We start from the raw sequence: 20,484 nt of genomic DNA on the forward strand, positions 1-20,484 counted from the left end.
TAATACCGTCCGCCCATCGCCCGCGCGGTGTCCCACCCCTCGGTGGGAACGGAGCACGCATGGCCGCAGGGGACGGGCAGGAACGGCCGGTCGTCGCGGTCCTCGGCGGCGGCAACATGGGCAGCGGGATCGCCCAGGCCTGCGCCCAGGCCGGCGCGTCGGTCCGGGTCCGCGACGTCGACGCGGCCGCGATCGCCCGCGGTCGGGGCCTGCTCGAGAAGATGCTCCAGGGGGCCGTCGATCGCCGGAAGATGTCGGCGCCCCGCCGCGACGAGGTCCTGGCGCGGATCTCCTTCACGACGGACCTCGACGAGGCGGTCCGGGACGCGGGGATCGTGCTGGAAGCCGTCTTCGAGGACGAGGCGGTGAAGCGCGAGCTGTTCCGCGCCCTCGCCGTTCGCGTGCGCTCGGACGCGATCGTCGCGACGAACACCTCGTCCCTGTCGGTGAGCGCGCTCGCGGAGGGCTTTCCCGAGCCGGCGCGCTTCGCCGGGTTCCACTTCTTCTATCCCGCCGCGATCAACAAGCTCGTTGAGATCGTGGCCGGGAGCGCGACCTCGCCCGCCACGATCGACGCGCTCGAGCGCTTCGCCTACCGGCTGCGCAAGATCCCGATCGCCACGCTCGATCGCGCCGGCTTCTGCGTGAACCGCTACTTCGTGCCGTTCCTGAACGAGGCGACCCGGCTCGTCGAGGAGGACGTCGCGAGCCTCGCCACCATCGAGGAGGTGGGGCGCGAGGCGTTCGGTGCAACCCTCGGGCCGTTCGAGCTGATGAACGTCACCGGCATCCCCATCGCCTTTCACGCGCAGACCTCGCTGTGCCGCGCCTTCGGGCCTGCCTACGCACCGTCCCCGCTGCTCGAGCGCCAGTTCCGCTCCGGCCGGCCCTGGGCCTGGCGCGAGACCCCGGTCGAGCCCGAGCGCAAGGCGGCCGTTCGGGAGCGGCTCGTGGGGCTCACGATCGGGATCGCCACGGAGCTCGTCGAAGAAGGGGTGGCGAGCGCGGAGGCGACCGACCGAGGCGCGACCGTGGGGCTGCGTCGCCGCTGGGGACCGTTCGCCCAGCTCAACGCGATCGGCCTCGCCGAGGGGCTCGGCCAGGTGGAGGCCTACGCGCGCCGCTGGCCGGGGAGCTTTCCGGTCGCCGCGAGCCTGCACGATCGGGCGGCGCGGGGCGAGCGTTCCTGGCCGCTCTCCTGCGTGCGCGTCGACCGAACGGGGGCGGTCGCCTGGGTGCTGCTCGATCGGCCCGAGGTCCTCAACTCGCTCAACTCCGAGCTCCTACGGCAGCTGGAGGCCGCCTTCCGCGATCTCGAGGACGAGCCCGGACTGCGGGCGGTCGTGCTGGCCGGCTCGTCGCCCGTGTTCGCCGCCGGGGCCGACATCGACGAGATGCGCGCCAAATCCCACGCCGAGGGCGTCGACTTCGGGTTCCGCGGCCAGCGGGTCGCCGAGCGCATCGAGCGCTTTCCCGCGCCGGTGATCGCGCTCGTCGAGGGCTACGCCCTCGGCGGCGGGCTCGAGCTCGCGCTCGCCGCCGACTTCATCGTCGCGGCGCAGGGCGCCGTGCTGGGCCTTCCCGAGGTCACGCTCGGGATCCACCCCGGGATGGGCGGCGCCACGCGCCTGACGCGGCTCATCGGCCGCGCCCGGACCAAGATGCTCGTCTTCACCGGGGCCCGGATCAGCGCCGAAGAGGCCTACCAGCTCGGCTTCGTCGCCCGGCTGGTGCCGGCCGAGTCGGCCCGCGACGAGGTCGCGGCGATCGCCGCGACGATCGCCGCGAACGCGCCGCTCGCGGTGCGCTGGGTCAAGCAGGTGATCGATCGGGGGGCGGACGCGTCGACCGCGAGCGCCCTCCACCTGGAGGCCGAGTCGGCCGGCCACACCTTCGCCACGGCGGACCGGATCGAGGGGATGACCGCCTTCACCGAGAAGCGTCCCGCACGCTTCGAGGGCAAGTGAGGGGCGACGCGCCGGCCTAGGCTCCGGACTCGACGAGCGCCCGATACGCCGCGGCGTCCAGGAGCGTTCCGGGCGGCACCGGTCCCGCGAGCTCGATCCGCACGAGCCATCCGCGGCCGTACGGGTCCTGGTTCACGAGCTCCGGGTGGGTCTTGAGCTCGGCGTTCGCCTCGCGGACGGTGCCCGGTCCCGGGGCGTAGACGTCGGCCACGGTCTTGACCGACTCCAGGACGAGCACGCTCGCGCCGGCGCTGACGCTCTTGCCGGCGGCCGGCAGGTCCACGAAGACGATGTCGGTCAGCAGCGCCTGGGCGTGGTCGGTGATCCCGACGGTCGCCCGCGGGCCGTCGAGCTGCACCCACTCGTGCGTCTTGGTGTACTGGCGGTCGTCCGGCACGCGCTCGGCGCTCATGTGCCGGACTCCCAGGCGGCCGCGTACTTCACCTGTTCCTGCGTCGGCGCATCGATCGCGATCCCCGCGGCCGGCAGGGCGGCGGCGGCCACCGCCCGGTCGATCGACGGTGGCACCGGGTGCACGCGCGGCTCCATCTCGCGCCCGTGGCGCGCGAGGTGCTCCGCGCTGAGCGCCTGGAGCGCGAACGAGAGGTCCATCACCTCGACCGGGTGGCCCTGGCCGGCGGCGAGGTTGACGAGGCGGCCGTCGCCGAGCAGATAGGCGCGGCGGCCGTCGGCGAAGCGGAACTCCTCGACGTTCGGGCGAACGGCGCGGCGCTCTACCGAAAGCCCCGACAGCTCGCCGCGGGCGATCTCGACGTCGAAGTGCCCGGCGTTGGCGAGCAGGCAGCCGTCCTTGAGGACCTTGAAGTGCTCCCCGCGGACGACCCCGGTCTGGCCCGTCACGGTGACGATCAGGTCGGCCTCCCGGGCCGCGTCGAGCATCGGCATCACCCGGAAGCCGTCGAAGCGCGCCTCGAGCGCGCGGACGGGATCGACCTCGGTCACGATCACGTCCGAGCCCAGACCTTTCAGCCGCGCGGCGACCCCGCGGCCGCACCAGCCGTAGCCGGCGACGACGGCCGTGCGCCCCGCGAGCAACAGGTTGGTCGCCGCGAGCACCCCGTCGATCGTCGACTGGCCGGTGCCGTAGCGGTTGTCGAACAGGTGCTTCATGTCGGCGTCGTTGACGTCGATCGCCGGGAACAACAGCCCCCGCGAGCGCTCGAGCGCGCGCAGGCGCGTGATGCCGGTCGTGGTCTCCTCGGTCGAGCCGCGCAGCCGGCCCCGCGCGCGCCGCTCCTCGTGGACGAGCGCCACCAGGTCCGCGCCGTCGTCGATGATCACGTCCGGGTCGGCGTCGAGCATCGCCCGGATCCCCGCCCGGTACTCGGCGAGCGACTCGCCCTTGCGGGCGTGGGTGTCGACCCCCTCGGCCGCGAGGACCGCGACCGCGTCGTCGTCGGTGGACAGCGGGTTGCCGGCGGCGAGGTGGACGCTCGCGCCCCCCGCCCGGAGCGCGAGCGCGAGGACGGCGGTCTTCGCCTCCGTATGCAGCACCAGCGACAGCGTGAGCTCCGCGAAGGGACGCTCCCGCTCGAAGCGGCGCCGGATCCCCTCGAGGACCGGCATGTGCGCGCGCGCCCAGTCGACCTTGAGGCGTCCGGCCTCCACGCTGCCGGCGGCGGTCACGGGCGCTCGGAAGCCCGAGCGTCCTTAAGGTTTGGTCGGCGGCGGGGGTGTTCCGGTCCGCGACGCGGGGTCGGGGGTCGTTACTGGGTCACCGCTCCGCAGAACGGGCAGACGAGGTACTCCGGAGGGATCTCCTTGCCGCAGTTCGGGCACGGGCGGAGCGCCCCGCCGCCGCCGCTGGCCGCGGCGGCACCGCCCGCGGCCGGGGGAGCGGCCGCGGCCGCGCTGGTCGCGGTCGGCGCCGCGCTCGCCGAGGTCGTGCCGCGGCCCGCGCTCGGCGGCGGGCTGGCGCTCCCGCGGGGCGGTGGGGTGTCCGGGGCGATCGACTGGCTCGCGGCCGGTGGCTGGCTCATGCCGGCCCGGGGCGTACCCTGGGACTGCTGGGCCTTCCACTGGCTGAACGGCACGTAGCTCGGCTGGCGCTTCCACCAGTCCCAGAACGCGCTCTCGGTGTAGTTGTCGCCGAGCTCCTTCTTCGCCTCGCCGCGGAAGCGCTCGGTGAAGTCGGCGTAGGCCTGGCGCTCGGGGTCGGCCTCGCCCTCGCCGGGCTTGCCCAGCAGCTGGGCGCCGCACTCGGGGCAGAACTGGGAGCTCGCGGGGATCGTCGAGGAGCAGCGGCTGCAGCGGACGAGATCGTTCTCGAACTCGGCCCCGCACTTCGGGCAGACCGTCGCGTCCTCGGGGATCAGCTCCCCGCACTCGCCGCACTCGACGAGCTTGCCCGCCGCCTGGCGGCGGAAGATGAGGAGGGCGGCGACGATCCCGACGACGATCGCGGCGGCGATCGCGAGCCAGATCCACAGCGGCAGGCCGAGGATCTTCTCGTAGAGGAAGCCGGTCGGGGCGACGCTCCCCGGCACCGAGAGCGGCGACGGGAAGTCGTAGGTGGCGCTCGCGGTCTTGTAGACCGCGGTCGCGACGAAGTTGTAGGTCGTGCCCGGCGTCAGCAGACCGCTCAGCGAGTTCCAGAACAGGTCGAACGTGCCGTTCGCGACGAGGCCGCTCGCCACGGTGAGGGTCGAGCCGCCGCCGACCGGGGTCGCGGTGACCGTCAGGGTCGCGTCGCCCGGGCCGTTGATGAAGATCACGCCCGAGGAAGCGTACTGCTCCTGCAGGTCGAGGGGGCTCGTGGGCACGACGAACGAGACGAACGACACGGCCGGCGGTGGCAGGATCACGATGACGTTGAGCCGGTCGGCCTTGCCGTAGCCGGGGGTGCCCGCCGCCACGCCCGTGGGATACGGGCTGACGGCGAAGGAGTGCCACTGGGCCGTCTTCGTGCCGGCCGGGATGACGCCGATGTTGTATCCGCCGAGGAACTGGCCGCTCGGCAACGTCACGTAGCCGAGCTCCGAGGACGCGAGCAGGACCGAGGCCTGGCCGGTCCGGTTGGAGACGCCGTAGCCCGAGATGCCGTGCCAGCGGTCCCAGAAGTTGACGTAGCCCCAGATCGCCGGGTTCGCGGTCTTGAGGTCGTTGAGCGCGTTCGCGGTCGCGTTCGCGAGCTGGTTGTCGTTGTAGGCGTAGAACGAGATCGCCCGAACGCCGTCGAGCGGCTGGTTCTCGGCGGACATGTTGAAATCGGCCCACCGGTAGAGGTAGATCGTGCTCAGCGCGTCGGGCAGGAAGGCGCTCGTGGAGAAGACCCCCGGGATCGGCGACGGGGTGGTGACGTTGGCGAGGTAGCCGGTCGCCCCGTTCTCGAAGAGGAACTTGTTGGAGAGCCACGGATACGGGCTCAGCTGGCTGAAGGGGCTCGCCGGTAGCGACTGGTAGGTCAGACCGAGCGCGGTGTCGACCGCCGAGACGGTCGTGCCCGCGCCGCCGGCGACCATGTCGTACTGGGCGGTCGGATAGAAGTCGAGCGAGACGAGATTGATCGCCGCCGCGGGCCCGTTGAGCAGGGTCACCTGCAGCGACAGCTCGCTCGGCAGCCCGAAGTCGCCGGTGTTGTTGAGGAACGCGAGGAGACCGCCCGCGTTGATCGCGTCGGTGAGGGCCGTCGGGATCGCGATCGTCGCGACGCCGAAGATCGTATCGTTCTGGAGGGTCAGGGTGCCGAGGGTGTAGGAGATGCTCTCGTAGGTCACCGCGACCGTCGCGTTCGTCCAGCCCGTTCCGTTGTCGAAGTAGTAGAAGTACGCGACCCCGCCGTCGAGGCCCGTCGCGTAGTACAGGTAGTCCAGCGTCAGGTTCGCCGAGTCGGTGGGCGTCGCGAGCTCGCCGACGCTGTAGGTCGGGGTGTCGACCGGCACGTCGGCCGCGGTGAGCGGGGCCGGGCCGGGGATGCCGTTGAGCAGCGTGTTGTCGGAGTAGGTCGCGTTGACGGTGCAGTTGAACAGGTTGAGGGCCGCGCCGCCGAGGACGCTGATCGACGGGGCGAACTCGGTGTCGCCCTGGATGATCGCCGGCTCGTTGACGAACGGGACGAGCGGGTTCGCGGTCACGACGGTGCTGTTGAGCGTGAGGTCGGCGGTGGCGCCGAAGTCCTGGATCCAGCCGGGGAAGCGCATCGAGGAGTTCAGGGCCGAGAAGGTGCCGGTGACGTTGATCAGCAGCTTGGCGTAGGCGTTGAGGACGCCGAGGTCGGTGGTGATCGTGGAGTTCTTCATGACCACGGAACCGGCGTCGGCGAACGAGTAGATGTGGGCGAGGCGCTGGATCGGCGTGCCCGAGTCGCCGACGAACTCGACGAACACGAGGGTGACGTTGGTGATGAACAGCGTGCCGCCGGCCTCCACCGTGATGTTGCCGCCCTGGTAGTAGAACGGGCTGCCGTAGGTCGGCAGTATCGTGTAGTTCTCGCCCGGGCCGACGACGAGGTCACCGTGGGTGACGGCCGGCTGCGCGGCGGGGGCCGTCGGGGCGACGGCGCCGACCGCGGCCGAGGCGACGTGGGGGACCGCGAAGAGGCTGCTCCCGAGCAGGACCGCGAGGACGGCAACGACCGCGAGTCGGGATCGGATCGATCGGACGGAGTCGCGCGCCGGACCCCCGGGTACCGGGAGCCTGACCAAATGACGGCTCACGTCCGAAGAAAGGCCGTATCCATCTATTTGAATACTCCGCCACTCGCCTCCGAGAGACGGGAGGTTTTCGCCCCGCCGGGCTCGGTCTGTACGACGATCTTGCCGAACAGCTCCGGAGCGTCGAACCGGGCGAAGGCGCGGGCCGCCTCCTCCAGCGGATGGACCGAATCGATCACGGGCTGCAGGCGCCCCGAGGCGAGGTGCACGAGCATCTCGTCGAACTCCCGGGCGCTCGCCATCGTGCTGCCCCGGATCGAGCCCTGGCGCCAGAACAGCGTGCGCACGTCGATCTCCGCGATCGCGCCCGCCGTGGCGCCGATCACGACCACCCGTCCGGCGCGGGCGAGGGCGCGGACCGAGCGCGGGAGGGTCGGCGCGCCGACCGAATCGAAGATCACGTCGGCGCCGTTCTTCTCGCTCCATTGCCAGAGCACGCGGTCGAGCGGGTGGTCCGCGTCGTCGAACTGGAGCGCGTCGTCCGCGCCGACCGCGCGCGCCCGCTCCGCCTTCTCGAGCGAGCGGGCGGCGACCGCGACCCGTGCGCCGAGCAGCTTGGCGACCTGGACGACCGCCAGCGCGACCCCGCCGCCGGCGCCGATGACGGCGACACGGTCGCCCGGCCGGACCTCGCCGATCGTCTTCATGGCCCGCCAGGCGGTCTGGAAGGCGAGCGGCGCCGCCGCGCCCGCCTCGAAGGAGAGCGCGTCGGGGAGCTGGTGGACGTTGCGCGCCGGAACGACCACGAACTCGGTCGCGGTCCCTTGGGTGTGCTCGCCGACGATCCGGTAGTTGCGGCAGAGCGCCTCCTCGCCCCGCTGGCACGCCTCGCAGGTGCCGTCCCACAGACCCGGGTTGAGCAGGACCCTCTCGCCGGGGCGCAGCCCCGCGACCCCGTCCCCGAGGACGTCCACCACGCCCGAACCGTCCGAGCCGAGGACGTGCGGCCGCGGGATCGGTACCCCCGGGATGCCCGCGAGCGTGAACCGGTCGAGCCGGTTGAACGCGGCCGCCCGCACTCGGACGCGGACCTCGCCCGGGCCGGGCGACGGGTCCGGGATTTCCACGAATCCAAGCCGCTCGGGTCCGCCGTGCTCGAGGAAGCCGAAGCCCCGCATCGGCCGATCAGCCCGACCCCTCAAAGGTCCAGCGGCTGGAGTCGGGGGAGTCCTCGAGCCGGATCCCGAGCCCCCGCAGCTCGTCGCGGATCCGATCCGCCTCGACGAAATCGCCACGCGCGCGGGCCCTCGCCCGAGCGTCGAGCAGGAGCGGGACGACGCGATCCCAGCCGCCGCGCGCGGTCCGCGGCGGCTCGAACAGGCCGAGAACGTCTGTCGCCCAGCGGTACGGCTCGGCGAGCGTCTCGAGCCCCTCCCCCGAGAGGTGGTCGAGATGCGCGAGCGTCTCGCCCAGGCGCCGCGACCAGCCGAACAGATGCACGATCGCCTCCCGGGTGTTGAGGTCGTCCGAAAGGGTCGCGTCGAGCCGGTCGACGAGCTCCTCCGATTCCGCGGCCAGACCGTCGGGCACCGGGTCCCCGGCACGCTCGGGACCGTCCCGCGCGAGCAGCTCGTCGATCCGCCGCGCCGGCTGGGCCAGCCGATCGTAGGCGGCCTTCGCCTCCTCGAGGCTCTTGCCCGGCACGAAGTCGAGCGGGCTGCGGTAGTGCGCGTTGAGGTAGTAGAAGCGCAACGCGCCGGGCCCGACCGCCTGGATCGCCTCCTCCAGCCCGAAGACATTGCCCAGCGACTTCGACATCTTCTCCCCCTGGAGCACCACGAAGGCGACGTGCATCCAGTAGTTGACCATCGGAGATTCGCCGGTCGCCGACTCGCTGAGCGCGATCTCGGCCTCGTGGTGCGGAAAGATCAGGTCCTCGGCGGCGCCGTGGAGGTCGTAGCGGGCGCCCAGGAGGCGGCCGGTCATCGCCGTGTCCTCGACGTGCCAGCCGGGGCGGCCCGGACCCCACGGGCTCTCCCAGCTCGGCTCGCCCGGGGTGGCCGCCTTCCAGATCACGAAGTCCTCGGGCGCGCGCTTGCGCGCATCGACATCGACGCGCGCCCCGGGCTGGAGGTCCGCGACCTTCTGGCCCGAGAGGCGGCCATACCGGGGGAACTTGGCGATCTCGAAGTAGACCGATCCGTCGGAGGCGACGTACGCGAAGCCGCGGTCGATCAGGGCCTGGACCTGTGCGATGATCTCGGGAACGTAGTCGGTCGCGAACGGGTAGTAGTTCACCGAGCGCACGCCCAGCTCCGCCATCGAGCCGAGGAAGCCGAGGAAGTTCCGCTCGGCGAGCTCGAGCGGGTCGTCCTCGGTCTCGGCGGCCCGGGCGATCAGCTTGTCGTCGAGGTTCGTGACGTTCTGCACGTAGAAGATCCGGTACCCCCAGCGGCGGAGCGCCCGCGCGACGACGTCGAAGACGACGAACGTGCGGCCGTGCCCCACGTGCGCCGGCGCGTACGGGGTGAGGCCGCAGACGTACATGCCCACCCGGGGGGGCTGGATCGGCGCGAAGACCCGCGGGCCGCGGCTCATCGTGTCGTAGAACGTGACGCGCCGCACGCTCAGAGCCTCCCGAGCGCGCGGCGCACGTCGTCGACCAGGTCCGCCGGATCCTCGATCCCGCAGGAGAGCCGGACGAGCCCGTCCGTGACCCCATGGGCCTCCCGCTCGGCGCGCGGGACGCTCGCGTGCGTCATCGACGCCGGGTGCTCGGCGAGCGACTCCACGCCGCCGAGGCTCTCGGCGAGGGTGAACCAGCGCAAGCCGCGAAGGAATCGCAGCGCCGCGGCGCGACCGCCGGGGACCTCGACGGACACGATCCCGCCGTAGCCGTCCATCTGCCGGCGCGCGAGCGCGTGTTGCGGGTGGTCGGCGAGCCCCGGATAGTGGACCGCGTGTACCCGCCGATGCCCCTCGAGCGCTCGCGCCACCGCGCGCGCCCCGGCGCCGTGAGCCCGCATCCGCAGGCCGAGCGTATGCAGTCCCCGCAGCACGAGGAAGCAATCGAACGGGCTCGGAACCGCGCCGACGGCGTTCTGCAGCCAGGCGAACCGCTCGGTGTCCCGACGGCGGGCGAGGACGAGCGCCCCGCCGATGATGTCGGAGTGGCCTCCGAGGTACTTCGTGGTCGAGTGGAGGACGATATCGGCCCCGAGCTCGATCGGACGCTGGAGCGCGGGCGAGGCGAAGGTGTTGTCGACGGCGACGAGCGCGCGAGCTTGGTGCGCGCGGCGTGCCAGCGCGCGGATGTCGATGATGCGCAGCAGCGGGTTCGTCGGCGTCTCGAGGTAGACGAGGTCGGCCGGCCCCGCCTCGAGCGCGGTCGCGAGCGCGTCGGATCGTGTCAGGTCGACATAGTCGATGCGCAGGCCGAACTGCCGCCGATGGTGCTCGAATAGGCGCCAGGTGCCACCGTAGAGGTCGTCCACGGAGACGATGCGGCTGCCCCGGGGCAGCGACTCGAGCAGCGTGGTCAGCGCGCCCAGACCCGAGGCGAAGGCCAGCCCGCCGTCCCCGCCCTCGAGGGCCGCGAGCGTCCGCTCGAGGACCGTCCGCGTCGGGTTCGCCGTCCGCCCGTACACGTAACCCTGGTTGCGGTCCGGGCCCTGCTGTCGGAACGTGCTCGACAGGTAGATCGGCGGGTTCACCGCCCCCGTCAGCGGGTCCGGCGGCTGGGCCTCGTGGAGGAGGCGCGTGTCAAACCGCATGCGAGCCTCCCTGCTCGGACAGGAATCCGACGAGGTCGTGGCGGGTCAGCAGGCCGATCGGGGCGCCGGTGGCGGGGTCCCGGACGAGGAGCGCCTTCTCCTCCTTCAGGCGGTGGAGCACGTCGGCGACGGGGGTGTCGGCCGCGACCTCGGGGAACGGCGGCTGCAAGACGCTCGCGACCGTCCGCTCGAGCACGGTCTCGTCGGCGAGGCTGCGTCGCAGGACCTCATCCTCCTGCAGGCTGCCGACGTTGTCGACCCCCGCGAGGATCGGCATCTGGGAGATGCCGTGGTGCCGCAGCAGCTGGAGGGCGTCGCCGACGATGGTCGTCGGCTCGACGGAGACGAGCGCGGGGGTGCCCGATTTGCGGGCGAGCAGGTCGCGCGCGGTCGAACCGATGTCCAGGAAACCCTTCTCCCGCATCCAGTCGTCCGAGTAGAACTTGGAGAGGTACCGGTCGCCGGAGTCCGGTAGGATCACGACGACGGTCGCCCCGTCGGGCAGAGGGCGCTTCCCGAGCCAGCGCAGCGCCCCGGCGATCGCCGAGCCGCTGGATCCGCCGGCGAACAGGCCCTCCTCGCGCGCCAGGCGTCGCGCCATGAGGAACGACTCGCCGTCCGTCACCTCGACGAACTCGTCGAGGTACTGGAAGTGGATCGACTTCGGGATGATGTCCTCGCCGATCCCTTCGACGAGGTATGGCGTGGCCTTCGCGAGCTGGTGCGTCCGGAAGTACGGACCGAGGATCGAGCCGGCCGGGTCGACCCCGACGATGCGGACCGACGGCCGGCGCTCCTTGAAGTAGCGTCCCACACCGCTCATGGTGCCGCCTGTCCCGACCGTTCCCACGACGGCGGCGAGTCCGGCCCCCGCATCGCGGTCGATCTCGGGCCCGGTCGAGCGGAAGTGCGCCTCGGGGTTCGACTGGTTCTCGTACTGGTTCGGGTAGTAGGCCCCCGGGATCTCGGTGGCGAGGCGCCGCGCGACGGAGTAGTGGCTCATCGGGTGGTCGGGGGGCAGCCCGCTCGGGGTCACGACCACCCGAGCGCCGTAGGCGCGCAGCAGCCGGATCTTCTCCGAGCTCATCTTGTCCGGCAGCACGAACACGACGCGGTACCCACGGACCGCCGCGACCAGCGCCAGCCCGACGCCCGTGTTGCCACTCGTGGCCTCGACGATCGTCCCGCCGGGCTTGATCCAGCCCTCCTGTTCCGCCCGGTCGATCATCGCCGGACCGATCCGGTCCTTCACGCTGCCTCCGGGGTTCAGGAACTCGAGCTTCGCCAGGACCCGGTACGGCAGCCCGCGCGCCACGCGGCGCAGGGGCACGAGCGGAGTGTCGCCGACGAGGTCGAGGATCGACTCCGGCGCGCGCGGGCCTTCGGGCACGCGCCCGCGAAGCGGGTCCCGCCATAAACCATTGCGGCGGCGGGCGACGACGCGCCACCGAAGTCGGGCCGGTTCGTACTGGTTCGTTCCCCTCCTCCCTCGCTCTTAAGCCGACCGCGGGGGTGATTGCCTCGGGATGCTCGGTTCGCTCGAGACCGAGGTGATGGCGTCGCTGCGCCGCCTCGGCGAGGCCCCCGCCCGGGGGGTCCGCCAACAGCTCGAGCGCCAGGGGGTCCGCGTCGCCTACACGACCGTGGCCACGATCCTGTCCCGGCTCTACGACAAGGGCCTCGTCCAGCGGCGGCGGGAAACCTGCCGCGGAGGCGAACGGTACCTCTACCGGCCGGCAGAGGTCGAGCAGAAGTACCTGCGCAACCTGCTCCGCGGGGTCGTGGCGATGTTCGGGCCGTCCGGCGTCGTGCACCTCAACGAGGAGATCGCCAAACTCCCGTCGAGCGAGGAGCGCGAGCTACGGCGGCGGCTGGGGCTCGATTGAAGTCGGGGGACGGAACGTGACGACGCCGGGCGTCGGGGCGCTGCTCCTGGTCCCGGCGCTGTGGGCCGGTGTCGGCCTCGGGTTGCTGCTCGCGTTCCGGCGGTCGGCGTCGACGGTGGTCTTCCGCCTGGCCGCCGGCTTCCTCGCGGTCTGGGCGCTCATCGCGACCACGGCCCTCGCCTGGGTCCTGGCGAACGGCGGCCTCTCCGCGATCGCCACGCTGATCGCGTCGCCGCTGACGATCCTCGAACCCCGGTTCGTCGGCCTGTGGGCCGTCGGCGCGGTCGGAGCGTTCGGGATCTTCCTGACCGCCTTCTTGCTGAGCCAGGCGGTCGGGCGGGGCTACCTGGCGCTGCGAAGGCCCCGCGAGCTCGACTGGCCGGCTCGGCTCCCCACGCCCGCGACCCCGACCGACCTCCTCGCCTTTCCGTCGCCCCACGTCGAGGCGTTCTCGTTCACGCTGCTCGAGCCGGAACGCGCTCGCTGGCTTCGCCGGCGCGACGTGATCCTGCTGTCCGACGGCCTCCTCGAGCGCCTGAGCCCCGGGGAGGTCGAGGCGGTGGTCGCGCACGAGCTGGGCCACATCCGCGAGCTCGACGGACGCTACCTCACCTTCTTCCGTACGCTGGCGCGACTCGTTCGATGGGACCCGATCCTCGCGTACCTCGCCGACCGGCTGACCGAGCGCGAGGAGTACCGCGCGGACCTCGACGCGGTCGAGCTGACCGGACGGCCGCGCACGCTCGCTCGCGCCCTGTTCAAGGCGGGGGGGCTCGACGGCGCGGGTCGGCCGGGTGCGGCGGGCCTGCTCGGGGCGGGGGGGCGGCGCGGCCGGCGTCAGGCGATGGAGCGCATCCGGCGACTCGTCGCGCTCGCGGAGAGCGGGCGGTTCCCGGAGGAGCCCGGTGCCTAGCGCCCCCCGCGCGGTGGTGCGCCCCCTCGCCCTCGCCGTCGTCGTCGCGGTCGCGATCCTCGGCGCCGTCGTTCCCGGCGGGGCCCTCGGCGCCGCGTACCCGACGCTGCCCGTCGGCGACGACCGGGGATTGCTCGCGAACCTGTCCGGACCGGTCCTGGCGCCCGGAGCATCGGGCGCGATCTCGTTCTCCGTCGGTGACCCGCTGCCCGTCCCCCTCGTCGGCGCGTCGGTGGAGCTCGACGTCTACGCCTTCTCGCCGTCGCCGGGCGGAACGAGCTCGAACGTGACGGTCGCCGGCGCCCCCGTCCTGTCGAACGCGACCGCCTCCGGCCCGCTCGTGGTCGTGCCCATCGGGACGGTCCTGCCGTCCGGGTCCGTGCGCGCCTCGGTCGGTGTCACGACCGGAGCCTCGGCGCCCGCGGGAACGTTCGTGGTGCGGACCGCGCTCGCGTTCCTGATGAACGGCTCGAGCTACCTGCTCGAGTCCCGCGGCTGGTTCAGCGCCTCGGTGTGGGCGGCCGCGACCCAGCTGCCCAACGGCAGCGCGACCCTGAACCTGACCGTCCTCGGCGTCTCGGGCGTCACACCGGAGACCTCGGTCGTTCTCACGAGCTCGCAGTACCCCTGGGTCCTCGCCGGCGTGCTCGGCGCCGGCCTGCTGCTCGTCGGGCTCGGTGCCTTCGTCTACTTCCGGCGCGGGGCTGCCTCGAGATCGGGCACGCGCAGGGCCGGGGACGACCAGAAGGCGCCGACCGCCTTCGGCAAGAGGCGGACGAGGGACGGGGACTGACGCAGGAGGCGGCGCGCCACGTGCGTGGGAAAGTCGATGTCGCCGAACGCGACGATCGTCTCGGTGAGGCCCGCGCCGCCCAGCGCCGCGACCACCGCGTCGAGGTCGCCGTCGCTCAGGCGCGCGAACACCCGGCGCAGGTAGAGCGCCCGGCGGAACTCCTCCCCCAGCTCGCCGCGCCAGCGCCGGTCGTACTCCGCGAGCCGGGCGTCGGACAGGTCCCCGCGTCGTAGCCCGTCGTCGGCGACGTCGGCGAGGATCTCCGCGCAGCGCATGCCGGTGAAGATGCCGCCGCCGCTGAGCGGCTTGACCTGGGCGGCGGCATCGCCGACGAGCGCCACCCCCGGCCCGTGCGTCCGGGGCACCGCGCCGATCGGGATCCCCGAGACGAGGTAGGCCGTCGGGTTCTCGAGGCGGGCGCCGAAGCGTCGGACGAGGTGATCGATCAGGCGGTCGAAGTAGGCGCGGGCGCTCGTGCCGTCCGCGTCCGCGGCGACCCCGACCCGGGCGCCGCCGCTGCCGTCCGGGATCCACCAGCCGAACAGACCCGGAGCGATACGTCGGCCGAGGTAGACCTCGACCAGGTCCGGCTCGCCCGGGCTCGCCGGGAACTCGGCCTCGAACGCCGGCAGGATCTCCACGGGGCGGCGCAGCCGGAACGCCCGCGCGACCGCGCTCGCCACTCCGTCGGCCCCGACGACCAGGCGCGCGGCGACCTCCTCCGCGCCCCCGTCGGTGCCTTCCAGCCGGACGACGGCGCGATCCGGGCGCCGTTCCACGAGCCGATCGAACCGCGTGGCGGTCCGGAACTCGGCGCCGGCGCGGGCGGCCCGATCGGCCAGGTGGATGTCGAGTCCCGCGCGATCGATGACGAACGCGCGCGCGTCGGGCGCCCGGAACGTCACCGAGCCGAGGCCGGGCCCGAAGACGTTGGCGCCCCGCACGGAGGTCCGCACGAACGCGGTCGAGCCGGCGAGCTCCAGGACCCGGCGCGAGACGAGCCCGGCGCACTGCACCGGCAGCCCGACGCGCGCGTGCTCCTCGACGACGAGGACGCGGTGCCCGCGCTCGGCGAGCCGACGCGCCACGGTCGAGCCCGCCGGGCCGGCCCCGACCACGAGGACGTCCACCTCGCGCACGGAGCCGCCAGGGGCCTCGGGATACTAAGCGGCGCCTCGCCCGGCGCCGTCCCGCCACGGGGTCGCGACCCGGTCGGTCCGCTGCCGGGGCTCGACCGCCGAGGCGGCGATCGGCACCGCGCCGCCGGCGTCGAAGGCGAGGCGACCGGTCCAGGCGATCATCGCGCCGTTGTCGACGCACATCGCGCGCGGCGGGGCGAACATCGTTCCCCCGCGCTCCTCGACCATGGTGCGCACCATGCCGCGGAGCCGCTCGTTGCACGCGACCCCGCCGCCGAGGACGACCGAGTCGCGGCGGCGGTGCGCGAGCGCGCGCTCGGTGATCTCCGTGAGCATCGCATAGGCCGTCACCTCGACCGAGTACGCGAGGTCGGGCCGGCGCGCGCCCTTCGCCCGCAGCGCGAGCGCGGCGGTCAGCATCCCCGAGAACGCGACGTCCATCCCGTGCACGGAATACGGCAGGTCGTACAGCTCGGCTCCGGCGCGGGCCTCCTGCTCCAGCGCCGGACCGCCGGGGAACGTGCCACCGAGCTCGATCCACAGCTTGTCGAGGAAGTTGCCGATCCCGATGTCGAGCGTCTCGCCGAGCACGCGGTAGCGGCCGCGGCCGTAGGCGATCACCTGGGTGTTCCCGCCGCTCGCGTAGAGCAGGAGCGGGTCCTCGAGTCCGCTGAGCACCCGAGCGATCTCCACATGGGCGACGCAGTGGTTGACGGGAACGAGGGGCTTCTCCCACAGGAGCGCGAGCGTCCGTGCGACCGTGGCCCCGGCCCGCAGGCACGGCCCGAGGCCCGGGCCTTGCGAGAAGGCGACCGCCTCGATCTCGGTGGCTCGGACCTGCGCTGCGTCCAGCGCCCGCCGCACGAGCCCCGGGAACCGCTCGACGTGGTGGTTCGCCGCCTCGCGCGGGTGGATCCCGCCGGACGGCGGGCGGTACATGTCGGAGGCCAGCCCCAGCACCTCCGCGCCCTCGCCGACGATCCCGACCGACGCGGTATGCGCCGTCGACTCGATCCCGAGGATCACCATGCTCGGACCTCGCGGCGGCCGCGACCCGCCCCTCGCCCGCGTCGCGGGCGGCCTACTCCTCGGACGACTCGATCCGGAATCCGACGCGCTTGCCGCGCAGCGCCTCCTGGATCCGGTCGGCGAAGTCGAGCGTTTCGGCGACGGTCGCCGGGCGCCCCCATTCGTAGACGAAATCGTACCCCTCGGTCTCGGGCCGGAACCCGAGGTCCTCGAGCAGTTCGGCCACCTCGGCGTACGGCGCGCCCTCGCTGTCGAGCTGGAGGAGGAGGAAGGTCCGGGTCATCGCTCACGGCCGATGCGCGGCATCGCGGCTCCACGGGCGGGGTCCTGATAACGCTCACGTGCGGCGCAGGGCCGGCCGGGCGCTAGTGGCTCGGCTCGTCGTCCTCGGTGCCCATCGGGCGCCGCGCGTGCGCCGTGACGCGGCCGGCCACGCCGCGATCGAGCGCGCGCATCTCGTGCGGGGCGAGCAGGAGGCGCCCGATCCCAAGGAGGCGGTCCGAGGCATCGACGAGGAGCGCGCTTGCGTTCGGCACCAGCTCGGGATCCGCCCGCACGACGAACCGGGCGAAGAGGCTCCGGCCGTGCGCGACGAACGACGCGGCGTCCTCCGCGACCACGACGCGACCCCGGTCGCCGTCGAGGCACTCGCGGAGCGCCGCCCCGCCGAAGAGGGTGGGCCGCGCGAGGCCGTCGGTGCCCACGTGGAATCGCACGCGTCCCTCGCTCGAGATCGCCCGCAGGCGGCCCGACGCGCGGGAGCGCTCTCCGCTCGCGTCCGCCGCGAGGGCGTCGGCGGCCTCCCGACCGTACTCCCACTCGAGCAGGGCGAGGAGCTGTCGGGCGGTCCACTCCGGCGTCCAGTCCCGGTCGAGGTCGGCCTCGAGCGACCGGCGCGCCGCCAGCTCGTCCGTTACCGACGTCGGCGGCCGGTGGCGAGGCCGCTCGAGGAACTCGTCGACCCCGAGGTACGGTCCGACCGGATAGACCTCCGTGAGCTCGAGCGGGACGGGCCCGAGGGGCGTGGCAACCTGCCAGGCGAGCTCGCGGTCCGAGCGGTCCCGCACCGGCACGCGGCCCAGGTACTCCGGCCGCAGGGCGATCCGGCCGATCGGCTCGGCGAGGGGCCGATGACGCAGGAACTCCTCCAGCCGGCGGCGGAACCGGACGACCGCCGGTCGCTCGCGGCTCGCGGGCGAGATCTCCCGGAAGGAGCGGCGGGCGGCCGGCTCGGTGGGAAGGAAGACCTCGGGGTGTCGCACGGCCTCGACCAGGCCCGCCCGCAGGGCCGGGTGGGAGGCCGCCCGCCGTTCTGCGAGCTCCCAGAGGCTGCCCTCGCGGATCGCCTGACGCACCCGGGCCATCTCCTCGGCCGACATGGCGAGGTTGTGGAGCGCGATCGCCCGCTCGCGCTCGGCCGCCGGCAGGCCGGCCACCTCGACGAGCGGCCGCTCGCCGCAGAGCGCGCAGCGACAGATCGCCTCGCGGACCTCGTCGATCGGGACGGTGCCTTCCGCGAACAGGAGCGCGCCGCGGCGCGCGAACTTGTGGTAGGCCGAGGAGTCGAGAAGGTCGACCCCCCACAGCGCCGCGAAGGCGAAGGTCATCGGATGGCCCGTGCCGAACAGGTGCACCGCCGCGCCGGGCGCGAGCGACGGTCGCGCGGCCGCGAGGGCGCGGGCGAGCTCGGCGAACCGGTACTGCTCGAGCAGCGGGACCACGCCGCCCACGGCGAGGACGTCGCCGAAACGTGACGCCTCGGCGGCGGCCCGGGCGCGCAGGTCCTCGTGGGACCCGCCCTGGACCGGGACCGCGAGCAGTCCAGGGCGGGCGTCACGGGCGCGGGCCGCCCGCTCGATCGTCGTGCGGAGCGCGGCCTCGGCCGAAGCGAGCTCGCTCTCGGGCTCCGTGAACTCGTCGAGGACGGTCGCGACGTCGGACCCGATGCGCTCCTGGAAGGCGATGATCTCCTCCGCGCCGACCTCGACGGCGCCGTAGGCGTGCTGCTGAAAGGCGCCGGAATCCGTCATCACCGGCCCGTCGAACGCGAGGAGCCCGTGGAGGCCCCGTTCGACGGCGGCCGATCGCAGCGCGGGTGTCCTCCACACGATGTACGATGAGGTGATGACGGCGGAGTATCCGAAGCGCGCGCGCAGCTGCGCGGGCGCGATCGGCTGACGTTCCGGGTCCGGGTGGACCACGGGCAGGAGCGCCGGCGTCTCGATGATGCCGTGAGGCGTCCGAAGGCGCCCGAGCCGGGCGAGACCGTCGCGATCCCGCACCTCGAACGCGTTCATCGACCCTATTCCCTCAAACGGAAGCGCCGGCGGGGGCGCGGTGGCGCGGCCGCGCGTCGAGCGAGGCCCGGATCCGCTCGAGCAATCCCACGAGCATCGGCATCGTCAGCTTGCCGGTGTTCGTGTTCTGAGGGCTGGGGTGGTACGAGCCCCACAGCAACGGTCCGCCGGCTCCCAGGACCGCGCAGGCACCGTGCGCGAACGCGGTCGAGGAGCGATCGCCGCCGTACACCCGAGGCGCCGCCTCGCGGACCGCGTCCCAGGCGAAGCCGCCCAGGGCGAGGATGGCCCGCGCGTTGGTCAGGGAGCGCAGCTCCCGTTCCAGGAACGGGCGGCACCGAGCCGTCTCGTCCGGCCGGGGATGGTTGCCGGGCGGCGCGCAGCGGACCGCCGCGGTGACGTACAGGTCCGTGTACCGCAACCCGTCGCCCCGTCGGAGGGACGTGGACTGGTTCGCGAATCCGGCGGCGTGGAAGGCGCGGACGAGGAACCCCGCGGAGCGGTCGCCGGTGAACACGCGGCCGGTTCGATTGGAACCGTGCGCGGCCGGCGCGAGCCCGACCGCGACCAGGCGCGCCTGCGGATCCCCGAACCCGGGGACCGGCCGGGCCCAGTACTCCTCCTCGCGGAACTCGCGCTTGCGCTCGCGGGCGATACGCTCGCGGTAGTCGACCAGACGCGGGCAGCGGCGGCAGGCGATCACCTCGGCGCGGATGCGGGCGAGCGAGTCCTCCACGACGCGGGGAGGGAGACGGGGCTTAAGGGGTTCCGAACGGTGTCGCGGCCACCCGACCGGTGCTCACCCGGCGTGACCTACGGGTATAGAGGGGAGGGGCGGTAGCGCGGGCGATGCCGGAGACCCAGGTTCCCCGGGGCGCGCACGTCCGCCTCGGAACCATCGACGGGGATCTGCGCGTCGGCGCGAACGCCCACCTCGAGGCCGACGGTCGGATCGTCATCAGCGGCGAGGCCCGCTTCGACGGGTCCGCCGACATCGCCGGTGGCCTGGAGTGCGCTCGGCTGCGCTCGGAGGACGGTGTGCTCGCGATCCGCGGTGATCTGCTGGTCCACGGGGACCTGGAGACGCACGACGGCGCGATCCAGATCGAGGGTTCCCTGCACGCCCGGCGCGTCGACGTGGACCGTGTCCTGCGCGTCGGGGGTCCGGCCGAGGCGGAACGCTTCGACATCGGAGGCGTGCTCGAGGGGGGCGCCACGCTCACGGCGACGACCGTGTCCGTCGGGGGCCGGATACGGCTCGCAGGACGGATCCGGGCCGACCACGTCGAGGCCGGGGGCTCGGTCGAGCTGGGGGAGATCGAGCTCGGCTCGCTCGAGGTCGGCGGGACGATCCGGGTCGTCGGCGGCACGGTCGCGCGATCGATCGAGGTCGGAGGTCGATTCCTGGCCCAGGGCCCGATCCGCTTCGGTTCGCTGGACGTGGGCGGTCTCGTCGAGTTCCGCGAGCCGGCGAAGGGCGGGTCGATCGACGTCGGCGGGGCCCTCACCGCGATCAAGGACCTGGAGTTCCAGCGCCTCGAGGTCGGCGGCCTGGGGCGGATCGGTGGGAACGGCAAGGGCGATCGTGTCTCGGTCGGCGGGCGATTCGATGTCACGGGCTCCTTCGACCTCACCGGCGCGGTGGATGTCGGGGGTGCGATCCACGTCGGGGGCCAGTTCACGGGTGAGCAGCTCGAGGTCGCCGGGAAGCTCGAGGGTCGACGCGTGGTGTTTCGCGGCGCCGTCGATATCGGGGGCGTCGCCCACACGAGCGAGGGCCTCAAGGCGGCGCGGATCCGGCTCGGTCACCGCTCGAAGGCGCTGGGACCGCTCGTCGGCGGCGAGGTGCAGCTCGGCCGGGGGGCGCGAGCCGAGGAGGTCTACGGCGAGCGGATCGAGCTCGCCGAGCGCAGCGAGGCGACCCGGATCGTGGGCGCCGTCGTGCGCGTGCGCGACGCGGCGACCGTCGGCGAGATCGTCTACTCGCAGTCCGTGGAGATCGAGCGGGGCGCCCGCGTCGCGTCGCCGCCGCGGAAGGTCGACTCCCTGCCGCCGTTCCCCCTGTGATCGACCG

General features: G+C 73.1%; 17 protein-coding genes. 5 read left to right on the top strand and 12 right to left on the bottom strand.

The annotated features are described in order from the left end of the window. Positions 1-59 precede the first annotated feature (59 nt). Complete coding sequence (locus VEL82_00710) at positions 60-1,967, top strand: enoyl-CoA hydratase-related protein (protein HXW66397.1); 1,908 nt, start codon at positions 60-62, stop codon at positions 1,965-1,967. A 16-nt stretch (positions 1,968-1,983) separates the two neighbouring features. Here VEL82_00710 and gcvH read toward each other — a convergent pair whose 3' ends face one another. The 7 genes from gcvH to VEL82_00745 form a co-directional block, all read right to left on the bottom strand. After that, positions 1,984-2,379 (bottom strand): glycine cleavage system protein GcvH, encoded by a 396-nt coding sequence (gene gcvH, locus VEL82_00715; protein HXW66398.1) that lies wholly within the window; start codon positions 2,377-2,379, stop codon positions 1,984-1,986. Further along, positions 2,376-3,614 carry an adenosylhomocysteinase gene (locus VEL82_00720; GenBank protein ID HXW66399.1) on the bottom strand — a complete coding sequence of 413 codons (1,239 nt, stop codon included), beginning with the start codon at positions 3,612-3,614 and terminating at the stop codon, positions 2,376-2,378. Before VEL82_00720 ends, gcvH begins: the two co-directional genes overlap by 4 nt. Positions 3,615-3,694: 80 nt before the next feature. Further along, entirely contained in the window at positions 3,695-6,643 is a 2,949-nt protein-coding gene (locus VEL82_00725; protein HXW66400.1) for a zinc ribbon domain-containing protein, read from the bottom strand. Between the two features lie 23 nt (positions 6,644-6,666). Then, positions 6,667-7,758: a zinc-binding dehydrogenase gene (locus tag VEL82_00730; protein HXW66401.1), complete on the bottom strand. Its 1,092-nt coding sequence runs from the start codon at positions 7,756-7,758 to the stop codon at positions 6,667-6,669. Between the two features lie 7 nt (positions 7,759-7,765). Then, positions 7,766-9,205, bottom strand: coding sequence for a cysteine--tRNA ligase (gene cysS, locus VEL82_00735; protein HXW66402.1), 1,440 nt, complete (start codon positions 9,203-9,205; stop codon positions 7,766-7,768). A gap of 2 nt (positions 9,206-9,207) precedes the next feature. Beyond that, positions 9,208-10,353 carry a PLP-dependent aspartate aminotransferase family protein gene (locus VEL82_00740; GenBank protein ID HXW66403.1) on the bottom strand — a complete coding sequence of 382 codons (1,146 nt, stop codon included), beginning with the start codon at positions 10,351-10,353 and terminating at the stop codon, positions 9,208-9,210. After that, positions 10,343-11,743, bottom strand: a complete 1,401-nt coding sequence (locus tag VEL82_00745) for a pyridoxal-phosphate dependent enzyme (GenBank protein ID HXW66404.1) — start codon at positions 11,741-11,743, stop codon at positions 10,343-10,345. The genes VEL82_00740 and VEL82_00745 overlap by 11 nt, the downstream gene beginning before the upstream one ends. A 136-nt stretch (positions 11,744-11,879) precedes the next feature. On the opposite strand from VEL82_00745, the gene VEL82_00750 reads away from it, so the two are divergent. Genes VEL82_00750 through VEL82_00760 form a run of 3 tightly spaced genes read left to right on the top strand, consistent with a single transcriptional unit; the run spans position 11,880 to position 13,945 of the window. Further along, complete coding sequence (locus VEL82_00750; GenBank protein ID HXW66405.1) at positions 11,880-12,239, top strand: BlaI/MecI/CopY family transcriptional regulator; 360 nt, start codon at positions 11,880-11,882, stop codon at positions 12,237-12,239. Positions 12,240-12,255: 16 nt separating this feature from the next. After that, the gene (locus tag VEL82_00755; protein ID HXW66406.1) at positions 12,256-13,152 is read left to right on the top strand and encodes a M48 family metalloprotease; all 897 of its coding nucleotides are present in this window, start codon (positions 12,256-12,258) and stop codon (positions 13,150-13,152) included. Continuing rightward, positions 13,145-13,945 carry a hypothetical protein gene (locus VEL82_00760; protein ID HXW66407.1) on the top strand — a complete coding sequence of 267 codons (801 nt, stop codon included), beginning with the start codon at positions 13,145-13,147 and terminating at the stop codon, positions 13,943-13,945. The genes VEL82_00755 and VEL82_00760 overlap by 8 nt, the downstream gene beginning before the upstream one ends. On the opposite strand, the gene VEL82_00765 is transcribed toward VEL82_00760, so the two are convergent. From VEL82_00765 to VEL82_00785, 5 genes are all read right to left on the bottom strand, one after another. Next, positions 13,840-15,084, bottom strand: a complete 1,245-nt coding sequence (locus VEL82_00765; GenBank protein ID HXW66408.1) for an NAD(P)/FAD-dependent oxidoreductase — start codon at positions 15,082-15,084, stop codon at positions 13,840-13,842. The genes VEL82_00760 and VEL82_00765 overlap by 106 nt on opposite strands. A gap of 24 nt (positions 15,085-15,108) precedes the next feature. Beyond that, positions 15,109-16,113: a bifunctional N(6)-L-threonylcarbamoyladenine synthase/serine/threonine protein kinase gene (locus VEL82_00770; protein ID HXW66409.1), complete on the bottom strand. Its 1,005-nt coding sequence runs from the start codon at positions 16,111-16,113 to the stop codon at positions 15,109-15,111. A gap of 52 nt (positions 16,114-16,165) precedes the next feature. After that, positions 16,166-16,396, bottom strand: coding sequence for a hypothetical protein (locus VEL82_00775; protein ID HXW66410.1), 231 nt, complete (start codon positions 16,394-16,396; stop codon positions 16,166-16,168). 82 nt (positions 16,397-16,478) lie between these two features. After that, positions 16,479-18,410, bottom strand: coding sequence for a tRNA guanosine(15) transglycosylase TgtA (gene tgtA, locus VEL82_00780; GenBank protein HXW66411.1), 1,932 nt, complete (start codon positions 18,408-18,410; stop codon positions 16,479-16,481). A 13-nt stretch (positions 18,411-18,423) separates the two neighbouring features. Beyond that, positions 18,424-19,146, bottom strand: coding sequence for a uracil-DNA glycosylase (locus tag VEL82_00785; protein HXW66412.1), 723 nt, complete (start codon positions 19,144-19,146; stop codon positions 18,424-18,426). A 113-nt stretch (positions 19,147-19,259) separates the two neighbouring features. Between VEL82_00785 and VEL82_00790 the strand changes: the two genes are divergently transcribed. Continuing rightward, the gene (locus VEL82_00790; protein HXW66413.1) at positions 19,260-20,477 is read left to right on the top strand and encodes a hypothetical protein; all 1,218 of its coding nucleotides are present in this window, start codon (positions 19,260-19,262) and stop codon (positions 20,475-20,477) included. Positions 20,478-20,484: the final 7 nt, after the last annotated feature.

The sequence above is a fragment of the Thermoplasmata archaeon genome, from assembly GCA_035622275.1.
In the GTDB taxonomy this organism is placed as follows: domain Archaea; phylum Thermoplasmatota; class Thermoplasmata; order Lutacidiplasmatales; family UBA184; genus Lutacidiplasma.

Excerpts from the sequence above, each read along its gene's own strand:
- VEL82_00710 (HXW66397.1), top strand. The coding sequence starts at position 60 with ATGGCCGCAGGGGACGGGCAGGAACGGCCGGTCGTCGCGGTCCTCGGC.
- gcvH (HXW66398.1), bottom strand. The coding sequence starts at position 2,379 with ATGAGCGCCGAGCGCGTGCCGGACGACCGCCAGTACACCAAGACGCAC.
- VEL82_00730 (HXW66401.1), bottom strand. The coding sequence starts at position 7,758 with ATGCGGGGCTTCGGCTTCCTCGAGCACGGCGGACCCGAGCGGCTTGGA.
- VEL82_00740 (HXW66403.1), bottom strand. The coding sequence starts at position 10,353 with ATGCGGTTTGACACGCGCCTCCTCCACGAGGCCCAGCCGCCGGACCCG.
- VEL82_00750 (HXW66405.1), top strand. The coding sequence starts at position 11,880 with ATGCTCGGTTCGCTCGAGACCGAGGTGATGGCGTCGCTGCGCCGCCTC.
- VEL82_00770 (HXW66409.1), bottom strand. The coding sequence starts at position 16,113 with ATGGTGATCCTCGGGATCGAGTCGACGGCGCATACCGCGTCGGTCGGG.
- VEL82_00775 (HXW66410.1), bottom strand. The coding sequence starts at position 16,396 with ATGACCCGGACCTTCCTCCTCCTCCAGCTCGACAGCGAGGGCGCGCCG.
- tgtA (HXW66411.1), bottom strand. The coding sequence starts at position 18,410 with ATGAACGCGTTCGAGGTGCGGGATCGCGACGGTCTCGCCCGGCTCGGG.
- VEL82_00790 (HXW66413.1), top strand. The coding sequence starts at position 19,260 with ATGCCGGAGACCCAGGTTCCCCGGGGCGCGCACGTCCGCCTCGGAACC.